At 73.4% G+C, this 12,162-nt stretch carries 15 protein-coding genes; 6 read left to right on the top strand and 9 right to left on the bottom strand.

Annotation, left to right across the window (positions count from 1 at the left end; genetic code table 11):
- Positions 1 to 29 precede the first annotated feature (29 nt).
- Complete coding sequence (gene nrdR, locus ACQZ2A_RS02450; RefSeq protein WP_430206911.1) at positions 30 to 527, bottom strand: transcriptional regulator NrdR; 498 nt, start codon at positions 525 to 527, stop codon at positions 30 to 32.
- 457 nt (positions 528 to 984) lie between these two features.
- Between nrdR and ACQZ2A_RS02445 the strand changes: the two genes are divergently transcribed.
- Positions 985 to 1,704, top strand: a complete 720-nt coding sequence (locus ACQZ2A_RS02445) for a hypothetical protein (protein ID WP_430206910.1) — start codon at positions 985 to 987, stop codon at positions 1,702 to 1,704.
- Positions 1,705 to 1,713: 9 nt separating this feature from the next.
- On the opposite strand, the gene ACQZ2A_RS02440 is transcribed toward ACQZ2A_RS02445, so the two are convergent.
- Positions 1,714 to 1,899, bottom strand: coding sequence for a hypothetical protein (locus tag ACQZ2A_RS02440; RefSeq protein WP_430206909.1), 186 nt, complete (start codon positions 1,897 to 1,899; stop codon positions 1,714 to 1,716).
- Positions 1,900 to 2,145: 246 nt separating this feature from the next.
- On the opposite strand from ACQZ2A_RS02440, the gene ACQZ2A_RS02435 reads away from it, so the two are divergent.
- Complete coding sequence (locus tag ACQZ2A_RS02435; RefSeq protein WP_430206908.1) at positions 2,146 to 2,325, top strand: hypothetical protein; 180 nt, start codon at positions 2,146 to 2,148, stop codon at positions 2,323 to 2,325.
- Between the two features lie 20 nt (positions 2,326 to 2,345).
- On the opposite strand, the gene ACQZ2A_RS02430 is transcribed toward ACQZ2A_RS02435, so the two are convergent.
- Positions 2,346 to 3,200, bottom strand: a complete 855-nt coding sequence (locus ACQZ2A_RS02430; RefSeq protein WP_430206907.1) for a helical backbone metal receptor — start codon at positions 3,198 to 3,200, stop codon at positions 2,346 to 2,348.
- Positions 3,201 to 3,257: 57 nt separating this feature from the next.
- On the opposite strand from ACQZ2A_RS02430, the gene ACQZ2A_RS02425 reads away from it, so the two are divergent.
- The gene (locus ACQZ2A_RS02425; protein ID WP_430206906.1) at positions 3,258 to 3,842 is read left to right on the top strand and encodes an N-acetyltransferase family protein; all 585 of its coding nucleotides are present in this window, start codon (positions 3,258 to 3,260) and stop codon (positions 3,840 to 3,842) included.
- 34 nt (positions 3,843 to 3,876) lie between these two features.
- On the opposite strand, the gene ACQZ2A_RS02420 is transcribed toward ACQZ2A_RS02425, so the two are convergent.
- Positions 3,877 to 4,503 (bottom strand): hypothetical protein, encoded by a 627-nt coding sequence (locus ACQZ2A_RS02420; protein WP_430206905.1) that lies wholly within the window; start codon positions 4,501 to 4,503, stop codon positions 3,877 to 3,879.
- A 957-nt stretch (positions 4,504 to 5,460) separates the two neighbouring features.
- Positions 5,461 to 5,838: a LysM peptidoglycan-binding domain-containing protein gene (locus ACQZ2A_RS02415; RefSeq protein WP_430206904.1), complete on the bottom strand. Its 378-nt coding sequence runs from the start codon at positions 5,836 to 5,838 to the stop codon at positions 5,461 to 5,463.
- A 249-nt stretch (positions 5,839 to 6,087) separates the two neighbouring features.
- On the opposite strand from ACQZ2A_RS02415, the gene lexA reads away from it, so the two are divergent.
- Positions 6,088 to 6,801 (top strand): transcriptional repressor LexA, encoded by a 714-nt coding sequence (lexA, locus tag ACQZ2A_RS02410; protein WP_430206903.1) that lies wholly within the window; start codon positions 6,088 to 6,090, stop codon positions 6,799 to 6,801.
- A gap of 51 nt (positions 6,802 to 6,852) precedes the next feature.
- Here lexA and ACQZ2A_RS02405 read toward each other — a convergent pair whose 3' ends face one another.
- Both ACQZ2A_RS02405 and ACQZ2A_RS02400 read right to left on the bottom strand, forming a co-directional pair.
- On the bottom strand, positions 6,853 to 7,815 hold the full coding sequence (locus ACQZ2A_RS02405) for a succinylglutamate desuccinylase/aspartoacylase family protein (RefSeq protein WP_430206902.1): 963 nt from the start codon (positions 7,813 to 7,815) through the stop codon (positions 6,853 to 6,855).
- A complete protein-coding gene (locus ACQZ2A_RS02400; protein WP_430206901.1) occupies positions 7,815 to 8,291 on the bottom strand; it encodes an ATP-dependent zinc protease family protein in 477 nt (158 codons plus the stop codon). Before ACQZ2A_RS02400 ends, ACQZ2A_RS02405 begins: the two co-directional genes overlap by 1 nt.
- Positions 8,292 to 8,317: 26 nt before the next feature.
- Here ACQZ2A_RS02400 and ACQZ2A_RS02395 point away from each other — a divergent pair, with 26 nt between their 5' ends.
- The gene (locus ACQZ2A_RS02395; protein ID WP_430206900.1) at positions 8,318 to 9,517 is read left to right on the top strand and encodes a RimK family alpha-L-glutamate ligase; all 1,200 of its coding nucleotides are present in this window, start codon (positions 8,318 to 8,320) and stop codon (positions 9,515 to 9,517) included.
- Between the two features lie 24 nt (positions 9,518 to 9,541).
- On the opposite strand, the gene ACQZ2A_RS02390 is transcribed toward ACQZ2A_RS02395, so the two are convergent.
- Both ACQZ2A_RS02390 and ACQZ2A_RS02385 read right to left on the bottom strand, forming a co-directional pair.
- Positions 9,542 to 10,057 carry an N-acetyltransferase family protein gene (locus ACQZ2A_RS02390; RefSeq protein ID WP_430206899.1) on the bottom strand — a complete coding sequence of 172 codons (516 nt, stop codon included), beginning with the start codon at positions 10,055 to 10,057 and terminating at the stop codon, positions 9,542 to 9,544.
- Positions 10,054 to 11,031, bottom strand: coding sequence for an NAD-dependent protein deacetylase (locus tag ACQZ2A_RS02385; protein WP_430206898.1), 978 nt, complete (start codon positions 11,029 to 11,031; stop codon positions 10,054 to 10,056). Before ACQZ2A_RS02385 ends, ACQZ2A_RS02390 begins: the two co-directional genes overlap by 4 nt.
- 165 nt (positions 11,032 to 11,196) lie before the next feature.
- On the opposite strand from ACQZ2A_RS02385, the gene ACQZ2A_RS02380 reads away from it, so the two are divergent.
- Complete coding sequence (locus ACQZ2A_RS02380) at positions 11,197 to 12,150, top strand: LysR family transcriptional regulator (RefSeq protein WP_430206897.1); 954 nt, start codon at positions 11,197 to 11,199, stop codon at positions 12,148 to 12,150.
- Positions 12,151 to 12,162 lie beyond the last annotated feature (12 nt).

The following is a 12,162-nucleotide window of genomic DNA, read 5'->3' as shown; positions in this document are numbered from 1 at the left end:
GGAGGCGGTGGTGACCTGGTGGTGCTGTTCTACTGCTGGGGTCCGACAGGCGCTCCGGCCTGCGGTTCCTCCGCGGTCGCCTCTCGTTCGGCGCGCAGGAGGGTGATGGCCGACTCGAAGTCCTCGAGGGAGTCGAAGGCCTGGTAGACCGACGCGAAGCGCAGGTAGGCGACCTCGTCGAGCTCGCGCAGCGGCTCGAGGACGGCCAGGCCGACCTCGTGGGCGTCGATCTCGGCGGACCCCGCGCTGCGGATGCTCTCCTCGACCTTCTGGGCGAGGATCGCGAGGTCGTCCTCGGTGACCGGGCGGCCCTGGCAGGCCTTCCGGACGCCGACGAGGACCTTCGGCCGGCTGAACGGCTCGGTGGCGCCGGAGCGCTTGACGACGCTCAGGCTCGCGGTCTCGACGGTGGTGAACCGGCGGCCGCACTCCGGGCACTGGCGACGCCGCCGGATGGCCGCGCCGTCATCGGTGGTGCGGGAGTCCATGACCCGGGAGTCGGTGTGCCGGCAGAACGGGCAGTGCATGCTCTGGGACCCTCTCCTGTGGACGGAACGGTGGACTCACGTGTGAACAACCTGTGGATGACCGTCATTTCGTGTGCACAAGATGTGGACGAACTACAGCGGTGTAACCACTAGATGTTGTGCTCATCATGCCTCGCGTGTGACCTGTGACGCAAGAAGGCGGGCCCGAAGATCGTCCGTTCGGCTGTTTTCGCAGGTCAGAGGGGGTGTGGACGTCCGGCTAGGCGTCCCGGCGGGCGTGTCGCAACACCACCCGTGGGACTCGTGTGACGAATGGGGCACCAGATCTGGGGGTCGGGCCGCAGGTGGGCATCCCCACATCTGGTGGTGGGTGCCCGCCGCCGCAGTCCCTCGGCCGGACGGCCCCGATGCCCGGCGTTCCGGCCCCGTGGGGCGCCGCGACGGGACATCCTGACGGCCGCCGCGCGCGCCGCGCGGCACCGAGGGAGGAGACGGGATGACGGCCTCGCCGACCACCGGCGCCCCGACCGGTTCGAGCACCCCTGCGACGACCGAGGACCCGAGGGCGCGGCTGCGCGACCTGGTCGGCGCGCTCCACGACCGGCTCGGCCTGCCCTGCGACGGCGCGGGCCGGCGCTCACGGCTGCTGCGGGCCGCGGCCGGCGGACCCGACTCGCTCGTGGTGCGGGTGCGACGACCGGCGGGATGGCTCACCGCGGTGGGCCTGGCCCTCGCCGCATGGGGGTTCGTGGCGCAGCTCGTCATGGTCTACCGGTTCGCCGGCGAGGGTGGCGCCGACCTCCTGGCCGGGCGGCTGCCGACCCTGCTCGCCGTCGCCGCGCTGGGCATGGACCTGCTGGCCCGGCTCAACGCCGAGCCGCGCATGGCCGTCGGCCGGGCCGGTGTGGCCCTGCGCGTGTCGGACGGTACAGCCGACCTCGTCCCGTGGTCGGACGTCGCATCGGTGGTCCAGCTGCACGGGGTGCACCCCACGGCACCGGACCTGGTCGAGCTCGGCGTCCGGCTCCGGCGCCCGCTGCCCCAGCCGCACGCGCCCGGTGGCGGGGCGCGCACGCACGAGGCCGAGAGGCTCGGCCTGGGGACCGAGCTGCTCACCCGGCCGGTCGACCCGCTCACCGGCCGCCGGCGCGCCGCGCTGGTGGAGGCGGTGGCGCGGCACTCCCCCGGCACCGCCGTCGAGGACCGGCGCGCCTGAGGCCTCGGCTCACTCCCCCGGGCAGGCGTTCTGGTGGACGAGGGCGGCGGTGAGCATCCAGTGCCAGTCGGTGGCCCCTGCTCCCCCGCGGGCGCCGGCACCGCAGCCGCACTCCCAGTGCCACCGGCCGAGCGCGTCACAGGTGACGGCCGGGTGGTGGGTGCGGCGGGCGGTCCGCCGGCGGAAGGTCCTCATGGGCGCAAGGAGGCGCGTCCGGGCCTGCTGATACCGAAGGTCCTGCACCGCTCCGGGACCCCACCCCCAACGATGGCGTTTCCGCAGGTGTGGAACGTGCCAACCGGCGCATCGGCCGTTCGGCCAGTCGGGGTCGTCCGATCACCTGCACCTACGGAATCAGTAGTGGCTTTACCTTCCCTTGGTGTCAGGCTGGACAACGTCATACCGAAGCAGGGGACTCAACGCTTCTGGGAGGACAGCGTCATGGGGCACCACCTCGAAGGCCCGCTGGGCCGCTACACCATCAGCTCGGCACCGTCGCGCCGCGACGACGCCGATGCACCGTCGCCGTTCGTGGACCTGATCCGCGTCGGCGTCAGCGCGCTCGCGCGCCGGCCCAACGGCCACCAGGTCGCAGAGGGACGCGGCCGCCACCACGCCTGACCCGGTCGGAGGACGCCGGGTCATCGGTCGACGGGGTGCAGGAGCCGAGCCAGCTCCTCCACCCCGTCGACCAGCCTCGGCCCCGGCCGCGCCCACTCGCCGTCGGCGTCGACCGCGTGCACGACGGCCTCCGGGGGGAGCAGACCCTGCGCGACCAGCGCGTCGGCCTGCACCTGCGCACCCTCGCGGTCGTAGCCGCACGGCGCGACGACCACCACGTCGGCGCCGGCCGCGTGCACCTCGTCCCACGTGACGCGGTGCGACCGCGCGCCGACCTCGCCCAGCACCGGATCTCCCCCGGCCAGCGTCACGAGCTCGGGCACCCAGTGGCCCGGGGCGTACGGCGGGTCGGTCCACTCCAGGACGACGACGCGGGGACGGGGCCGGCCGGCCACGTGCTGCGCCCCGGCGTGCAGACGGGCGCGGAGGTCGTGGACGAGCCGCTCGGCCTCCTCGGCGCGACCCACCGCCGCCCCGATGGTCCCGATGGACGCCAGCACCTCCTCGAGGGTGTGCGGGTCGACCGTGACGACCTGCGCCGTGCAGCCGAGGTGCCGGAGCGCGTCGTCGACGGTGGAGACGTCGAGGGCGCAGACCGCGCAGAGGTCCTGGGTGACGACGAGGTCGGCGTCGAGCGCTGCGAGGGCTCCGGCATCGAGGCGGTAGAGGTCCTCACCGCGCGCGACGACCGCCGCGACGGCGTCATCGATCTCTCGCGGTGAAAGACCTTGCGGCAGAGTCGTGTTCGACACGATGGTCCGCGCGCGGGCCTCGGGCGGGTGGTCGCACTCGAAGGTGACGCCCACGACGTCCGCCCCCGCGCCGACGGCGAAGAGGATCTCCGTGGCGGACGGGATGAGACTGACGACGCGCACGCGCCGACCCTACGGCGTGCGGGCGGCCAGTGTCGGTGGCGCGTGCTTGCATGGACCATGGCCGCACCGCAGTGGGAGACCCATCCCGTCACGCCGAGCCGGTTCGACGACTTCGCCGACGTCGTCAACCCGAACCGGCGGGCGACGCACTGCTGGTGCCTGTCGCACCGGCTCCGGCAGCAGGAGATCGACGAGCTCGGGCAGGGCAGCCGCGAGGAGGCGGCGCGCCGGCTCTGCGCGCGCAAGAACCCGCCGGGCGTCGTCACCTACCTCGACGGCACGCCGGTCGGCTGGTGCAACGTCGGCGCCCGCTCCGACATCCCGCGGCTGGTGCACAGCACGAAGATCCACCCGCTCGACGACCTGCCGGTGTGGAGCATCATTTGCGTCGTCGTGCGCGGCGGTCATCGCAAGAAGGGCGTCACCGGGCACCTCATCGAGGGGGCCGTCGAGTACGCCGCGTCGCGCGGGGCGCCGGCCGTCGAGGCCTATCCCGTGGACCCGGGAGGGAAGCGGATGGACCTGACGATGGCCTTCGTCGGGACACGCGCGATGTTCGAGAAGGTCGGGTTCGAGGTGGTCGGCGAGACCGACGCCGTCGCCTCCAAGATGCCCCGGCTGGTCATGCGCCGGATGCTCTGAGCCGCAACCGGCCCAGAGCATCCGGGGTGCGGGCTCAGAGCTCGGGGCCCTTCGTCCGCAGCTTGTCGACCTCGGTCATCGCCTCGCGCAGCTCGCCGAGCCAGCTCTCGGCGTGGTCGCCGACCAGGCGGACGCACCAGGCGAGGGCGTCGCTGCGCGAGCGGGCCACACCGGCGTCGACGAGCGTGTCGAGGACGGTGCGCTCGGGCTGGCGCAGGCGGGTCATCACCGGCACGGCGAGGTGGGTGAAGAGGGCGCGCGTGTCGCCGACGCGGGCGCCCCACGAGACAGTGCGCCCGTAGCGGGCCTGGGCCTCGTCGGCGACGGCCATCCGCTGCTCGCGGGTCTCGGCCCGGAACCGGCTGATCCGGCCCTCGGCCTCGGCGGCGTCGCTCTCGGGGTCGATGCCGCCCAGGGCGCCGAGGACGGTGATCTCCTCGCGGTCGACGGTGACCTCGAGGTCGTCGAACCAGCCGTCGGGGAGGCGGCCGGCGAACCACTGGGGTGCGTCGTCCGCGGCGGGCAGGTCGCCCTGTTGCCAGCCGCCGGGCCGACCGTGGCCACGCCGGCCACCGGGGCCGCCGCCGGGTCCGGGGCGCTGGCCGCGGGGGCCGCGGCGGGGCGCGGAGGAGGGGTCGGGGTGTGGGAGGGGGAATCGCATGGCGTGCTCCTTGCAGTGATTACTTCATTACATCACTGCAGAACGCGCGTGTCGAGCATCCTGTTTCCTGCGGTGGAGGGGGACGGGTCCGGACAGAGTTCCGGCCCCCACCCCGGCGGTCGGAGAGCCTGGGGTGGGGGCCGGTGGACGGCCCGAGCGACGCGGGACCGGTACCTCCCTGCCGGCACGGTCCCGCGCCGACGGGCCCCGCCGGCCACGCAGTGGCGCGACGGGAAGTGCGACCCGGGGACCCTCTGTGTATCCCCGGGCCGCACGTCTACTCCCCGGGACTCTGGCTCTGGTGGACCAGCGCCGCCGTGAAGGCGCCGTGCCACCCGCCCGAGGACGCGGCCCCGCGCGCGCCACAGCCGCACGACCACAGCCACCGCCCCGGACCGCCGCACTGGACGACCGGGTGGTGGGTGGCGCGATAGCTGGTGCGTCGACGGGTCCGCATGCCGAGAAGTCTCCGGGGCGAGGGGCCGAGGGGGAACGGGGCGCGCCCACCCCCGGTCCGGTCAGCGGCCGATCGTGACAGGTCGGGGGATGCCGAGTCGGCCGTTCGGACGAGGGTGAGCCACGGATGAGGTGTGTGAGGCGTCAAGGGACGCCGAATCCGGTTCTGCCGCCGCCAGAAACCCACGCCGCGACGGTGGCGGGAGGGCCCGCGCCGATGGTTCGAGGTATCCCGCCGACGTGTCGTGGTGGCCGGATACCTCGAACCGTCGCGAGCCCGCCGGGTCGAGGTGATGTCGGGCCGCCTGCCGGTGCGGTTCCACCTCGACCCGGGAGCGGGAGCATCCGGCCATGTGCTCCAAGGGGTGAGCAGAGGCGGACAGCACAGAGGGCGTCGCCTCTCCTGCACGGGAGACGACGCCCTCCGGCGTCCTGAGCCGGGTCGAGGGACTCGGACGGATGGTCCCGCGGCCGCCCTGCACGGCCGCGGGAAGTGTGGGGTCAGCCCTGGGGGATGACCAGCTGCTGGCCGGCGCTGACGCGGGCGCTGCTCATGCGGTTGGCCACCTGGATGGCGATGATGCCCTGGTCGACCGAGAGGTTCGGCAGCTCGGCGGCGGCGATCTGCGAGAGCGTCTGCCCGCCCTGCACGGTGACCGTGTGCGCCGGCTCGACCGCTCCGGCCCCGCCGGTGGCGCGGATGCCGAGCACGCCGGCCAGGACGACGGCGGCCAGGACCAGCAGCACGAGCCGGCCGCGGGCCGTGAGCCGCAGCCCGGCCTCGGGCTCGGCGGCGGCGCCGCCCTCGAGGACGACCAGCCGCGGCCGTCGGGGCATCGGCACGGCACCGTCGAGGTGCTCCCACGCGATCGCGCTCATCATGTCCTCCATCCCGGCGGCGAGGGCCGCCGTCGAACCGCTGTTCGATAGAACGTCTGTACGAGTTGTAGCACGGATGTTCGAGCCGGACAAGACACGCGTCGAAAGGATGTTTGAATTCCCTGTTCGACGCCCGTACGCTGTCCGCATGCAGATCAGACTGCACGGGACCACTGACAGGCCGTCTGACCTGCACAAACACCAGCAGGACCGCTGCCGTGACGGCGGTCCGACACCGAAGGGGTCGTGATGGCACGTCCGAGGAACGCCGACATCCACGAGATGCCAGACCGCGGCGACGGGGGCGAGCTCACGCACCGCCAGCGCAAGGTCCTCGAGGTCATCCGCAACGCCGTGGACCGGCACGGTTACCCGCCGAGCATGCGCGAGATCGGCGAGGCGGTCGGCCTGACCTCCCCCAGCTCGGTGGCGCACCAGCTCTCCGCGCTCGAGCGCAAGGGCTACCTGCGCCGCGACCCCAACCGCCCCCGCGCGATCGAGGTCGTCTCCCCCGACCGCGAGGGCGCCGGCTACCGCCGCCAGGAGCCGGACGACGTCGACGTCACCGGCATCGGCGACCAGCGCCCCGAGGCGTCCTACGTGCCCGTCCTCGGCCAGATCGCGGCCGGCGTGCCCATCACCGCCGAGGAGGTCGTCGAGGACGTCTTCCCGCTGCCCAAGCAGATCGTCGGCGAGGGCTCGCTCTTCCTGCTCAAGGTCGTCGGCGACTCGATGGTCGACGCCGCCATCTGCGACGGCGACTGGGTCGTCGTGCGCCAGCAGCCGACCGCCGACAACGGCGACATCGTCGCGGCGATGCTCGACAACGAGGCCACCGTCAAGACCTTCAAGCGCAAGGACGGCCACGTCTGGCTGATGCCGCACAACCCGGCCTTCGAGCCGATCGACGGCGACCACGCGACCATCCTCGGCAAGGTCACCGCGGTCCTGCGCCGCGTCTGACGCACCACCGGCCGGCCGACGGCCCCCGCCCGACCAGGGTGGGGGCCGTCGTCAGTCCTCGACCTCGGCGATGTGCACCACGGCGTCGCCGGAGGTGACGACCGGCGCCTCGGTGCGCCCGACGACCACGCCGGTGCGGTTGGCGTGCACCAGACGGACGCGCTTGCCGAAGGAGTCGAAGAGCCCGCCGAGCCGCTCCCCCTCGGTGACCCGCTGCCCGAGCGCGGCCTCGAGGTGCAGCATCCCCGTCCCGCGCGCCCGCACCCAGCCGCTGCGGAAGGACACGAGCGACGGGGTCGGTGGGTCCTCCGCGACCGGCTCGGTCATGCCGAGGGCAGCCAGCACCCGGCGCACCCCGAGCACGCCGGCGTCGACCGCCCAGCGGTCCATCCGCCAGGCCTCCCCCGCCTCGTACAGCAGCACCGCCGCCCCGTGCTCGCGCGCCGCGGCCCGCAACGAGCCGTCGCGGAGCTTGGCGTTGAGCATCACCGGCGCGGCGAAGGCGGCGGCCAGCTCGCGGGTGCGCGGGTCCTCGAGGTCGGCGCGGACCTGCGGCAGGTTGGTGCGCCGGTCCGACCCGGTGTGCAGGTCGATGCCGACCTCGCACTTGTCGACGACCTCGGTCATGAACAGGTGCGCGATGCGCCCCGCCAGCGAGCCGCGCGGCGCGCCGGGGAACGAGCGGTTCAGGTCGCGCCGGTCCGGCAGGTACCGGTCGCCGTTCATGAACCCGAGGACGTTGACGATGGGCACGGCGATCACGGTGCCGCGCACCGTCTTCGGGTCGAGACCGGCGAGCACCTGGCGCACCACCTCGACCCCCACCGCCTCGTCGCCGTGGATGGCGGCGTCGACCCAGACGGTCGGGCCCTCCTCGCGGCCGTGGACGACGCGCACCGGCAGGTCGACGTCGGCACCGGTGACGAGCCGGGTGATGGGCAGCGCGAGCGACTGCGAGCGGCCGGCCCGCACCCGCACCCCACCGATCTCGAACGACGGACGCAGCCGGGCCATCAGCCGGCGCCCCTGTTGCGGCGGCGCAGGCGCAGCGGTGGACGGCCGCCGAGGTATGAAGCGCCGGGGTCGACCGCGTAGCCCTGGCGCAGTGCCTCGCGGCCGACGAGCATCCGGAAGCCCATCTCGTCGCGGCGGGCCAGCGTCACCTCGGCCGCGACGGTGCGCCCGACGACGGTGAGGTCCATCGCGACCACGAGCCGCTCCTCGGAGTGGCCCGAGGACGAGCGGACCTCGCGGACGTCGAGCACGGGGCACTCGACGGCGACGGCGTCCTCGTCGGACTTCTGCCACGGACGCACCTCGAAGCGGGCCCAGCGCTCACCGTCGCGCTCGAGCTCCTCGAGGTCGAAGGCGTGGATGGCCGAGGACCGGGCGCCGGTGTCGAGCTTGGCCTTGACCCACGGAACTCCCAGACCCGGGAGACTCACCCACTCCCGCCATCCTGCAAGGGTGTAGGAATGGCTGTCCGTCACCGTCCGTCCTCTCCGACCGGGAAACCATGAAGCTCGCGATCCTCTCCCGCGCGCCTCGCTCGTACAGTACGCAGCGCCTGCGCACCGCCGCCCTCGACCGGGGCCACGAGGTCAAGGTCCTCAACACGCTCCGGTTCGGCATCGACCTGTCCGGCGAGGAGCCCGACCTGCAGTTCCGCGGCAAGCCGCTGTCGACGTACGACGCCATCCTGCCGCGAATAGGCAACTCCATCACCTACTTCGGCACCGCCGTGGTGCGGCAGTTCGAGCAGATGGACGTCTACACGCCGAACACCTCGTGGGGCATCGCGAACTCGCGGGACAAGCTGCGCGCCACCCAGATCCTGTCGCGGCACAACATCGGGATGCCGCCCACGACCTTCGTGCGCGACCGGGCCGACGTGATCCCGGCGATCGAGCGGGTCGGCGGCGCGCCGGTGGTCATCAAGCTGCTCGAGGGCACCCAGGGCATCGGGGTCATCCTCGCGCCGACCATCAAGGTGGCCGAGGCGATCATCGAGACCCTGCAGTCGACGAAGCAGAACGTGCTCATCCAGCGCTTCGTCAAGGAGAGCAAGGGCCGCGACATCCGCGCCCTCGTCGTCGGTGACCGGGTCGTCGCGGCGATGCGCCGGGTGGCCAAGGGCGACGAGTTCCGCTCCAACGTGCACCGGGGCGGCTCGGTCGAGCCGGTCGAGCTCGACCCCGCGTTCGAGCGGGCGGCGGTGCGCTCGGCGCAGATCATGGGGTTGCGCTTCGCGGGCGTCGACATGCTCGAGGGCATCGACGGGCCCCAGGTGATGGAGGTCAACTCCTCCCCCGGCCTCGAGGGCATCGAGACCGCGACCAAGCTCGACGTCGCCGGCGCGATCATCGACTTCATCGACAACCAGGTCGCCTTCCCGGAGATCGACGTCCGGCAGCGGCTCACCGTCTCGACCGGCTACGGCGTGGCCGAGATCGCCGTGCACGAAGCATCCGACCTCGTCGGGAAGTCGTTGGCGGACAGCGGCCTTCGCGAGCGTGACATCACCGCGCTGACGCTGCACCGGGGCACGGCGGTCATCCCGAACCCCAACGGGCACCACCTGCTCGAGGCCGGGGACCGGCTGCTCTGCTTCGGCAAGCTCGAGGAGATGCGCTCGATGATCCCCAACCGACGGCGCCGCTCGCGCAAGGTCAAGAAGCTGCCGAAGGAGCCGATCCACGACCCGCGTCCGGAGTGATGGCGGCCGGGTGCACCGCGCCGGTCAGGCGTCGGGGCGCAGCCGCTGCCAGAAGGCGGTGTCGACCCACGCGTCGAACTTGCGGCCGACCTCGCGCAGCGTGCCGACGGGCTCGAAGCCGCACGCCCGGTGCAGCGCCTCGCTCGCCGGGTTCGGCTGCGCGATGACGGCCAGGCAGGTGTGGATGCCGTCGGCGTCGACGCGGGCCAGCAGCTCGTCGTAGAGCCGGCGGCCCAGGCCCTGCCCGCGCGTGCCGTCGGCGAGGTAGACCGACACCTCGCGCGTGCCGCCGTAGGCCGCCCGCGGGCGGTAGGTCCCGGAGAACGCGTACCCCAGAACGAGACCGGCAGCGTCGACGGCGACGAGCACGTGGTCGCCCGGTCGGGTGGACGCGAGGTGGCCGGCGTAGTGGTCGTCGGGCCGCGGCTCGACGTCGAAGGTCGCGACGGTGTGGCGCACGGCGTCGTTGTAGATGCGCGCCATCCCGGCGAGGTCCTGCGGTGTGGCGGAACGGATCTCGGCGATGCTCCCGCCCGTCACGCCGCGTCCTCCGTGCGCAGGAGCTGCTCGAGAGTGGGAGCGAGCGGTGCGTCGACCCGCAGGGTCATGTGCTGGTCGCCGCGGGTCGGGCCGCGTGTGACGGCCATGACGGGGATGTTCCGGCGAGCCGCGTGTCGTACGAAGCGCAGCCCGGACATCACGGCGAGGGAGGAGCCGAGCACCAGGAGAGCCGGGGCGGCGTCGGTGAGCGCGAAGCAGGCCTCGACGCGCTCGCGTGGCACCGAGCCGCCGAAGAAGACGACGTCGGGCTTGAGGGTGTCGGCGCCGCAGACGAGGCAGAGCGGCAGGCGGAACCCGGCGACGGCGGCATCGGGCAGGACGACGTCGCCGTCGGGACGGATCTGGCTGCTGACCCGCGAGCCGTCGGGCGCGGCGCCGCGCACCTGTTCCTCGAAGCCGGGGTTCGCCTGCACCATCCGGGCCTGGAGCAGCTCGCGGTCCGAGCGGTCGCCGCAGGTGAGGCAGACGACGTCGGCGAGCGTGCCGTGCAGGTCGGTGACGCCCGGGCTGCCGGCCGCCTGGTGGAGACCGTCGACGTTCTGCGTGATGACGGCACCGAGCGCGCCGGCCTCCTGGAGCGCGGCGACCGCCCGGTGCCCGGCGTTGGGCTCGGCCCGGCTGAAGCGCTGCCAGCCGACGAAGGAGCGCGCCCAGTACTTCTGCCGGTTCTCGGTGGAGGCACAGAACTCGCCGTGCTGCATCGGCATCACGCGGCGGGTGCCGTCGCGACCGCGGTAGTCGGGGATGCCGGAGTCGGTGGACATCCCGGCGCCGGTGAGGACGAGGGTGCCCGGGTGGGCTCGCAGCAGCGCGGCGAGCCGGTCGACGGCGGCGGGGTCGCGGGTCTCGGGTGGGAGGTCGCGGGTGGCCCACTCCGGGGTCACGCCGACGGCGTCGCGACCGCTCGGGGGCAGCGTGGCGCCCGGCGCGGGCGGGGGCGCGGCGTCCGGCATGGAGCCAGTATCGCGCGGCCGGCCGACACCGACCCACCGGAGTCGAGGGCGCTCGTGGTTGCCGGAGCGACCAGTTGCGCACTCGACTCGGGAAGCAGCGGGGCTCGGATGACGCCGTGTTGCGAGGTCGGGCCGCTGGATAACAGGTGCTTATAGGATGAGGTCATGATCGACGCCGCCGGCCTGCGCGTGATGCGCGCCATCTCCGAGGAGGGCAGCTTCACCGCGGCCGCCGCCGCGCTCGGCTACACCCAGCCCGCGATCTCGCAGATGGTGCGCCGGCTCGAGCAGCGCACCGGCACCGTGCTCGTCGAGCGGATCGGGCGCAACGTGCGGCTCACCGAGGCCGGGCTCGTGCTCGCCCGGCACGCCGGCCCGGTGCTCGCCGCGCTCGACGCCGCCGAGGAGGAGGTCGCCGCCATCGCCGGTCTGCGCAGCGGCCGGGTGCGGCTCATGGCCTTCCCGTCGGCCTCCGCCACCCTCGTGCCGCGCGCGCTGGCGCTGGTCAAGCAGCGCTTCCCCGACGTCACCATCACCTTCACCGAGGCCGAGCCGCCGGAGAGCCTGGCCGCGCTCAAGGCCGGCGAGTGCGACCTCGCGGTGGCCTTCGCCTACGAGGGCACCGACGTCGCGCGCGGCGAGGAGGACCTCGACGCGTTCGTCATCACCCCGCTCCTCGACGACGAGGTGCGCCTGGCTGTCCCGCGGGCGCACGCCGTGGCCGAGCAGGGCACCGTGCACCTCGGCGACCTGGCGGCCGACCCCTGGATCGCCGGCTGCCCCCGATGCCGTGGGCATCTGGTGCAGCTCGCCGACGCCGCGGGCTTCCGCCCGGACGTCGCGTACGAGACCGAGGACTACGTGGCCGTCATGGGGCTGGTCGCCGAGGGCCTCGGCGTGGCGCTCATCCCCGACCTGATCCTGCGCACGGTCCACCACGACGACGTCGTGGCCCTCCCGATGGAGCCCGCCTCGCGCCGCACCATCACGGCCGTCACCACCTCCGACCTCGGCCGGGTGCCGGCGGTCAAGGCCACGCTCGACGCGCTCATCGAGAGCGCCCAGCGGCAGTCGACCGCTCCGACGACCCGGGTGCCGGAGCCGACCTTCTCGATCTGAGCCGCCCCGTGT

This window comes from Phycicoccus avicenniae, from assembly GCF_050496545.1.
Lineage (GTDB): Bacteria > Actinomycetota > Actinomycetes > Actinomycetales > Dermatophilaceae > Phycicoccus > Phycicoccus avicenniae_A.
The sequence above is the reverse complement of the archived record's forward strand: the minus strand, read 5'-3'. Positions and strand labels throughout refer to the sequence as shown.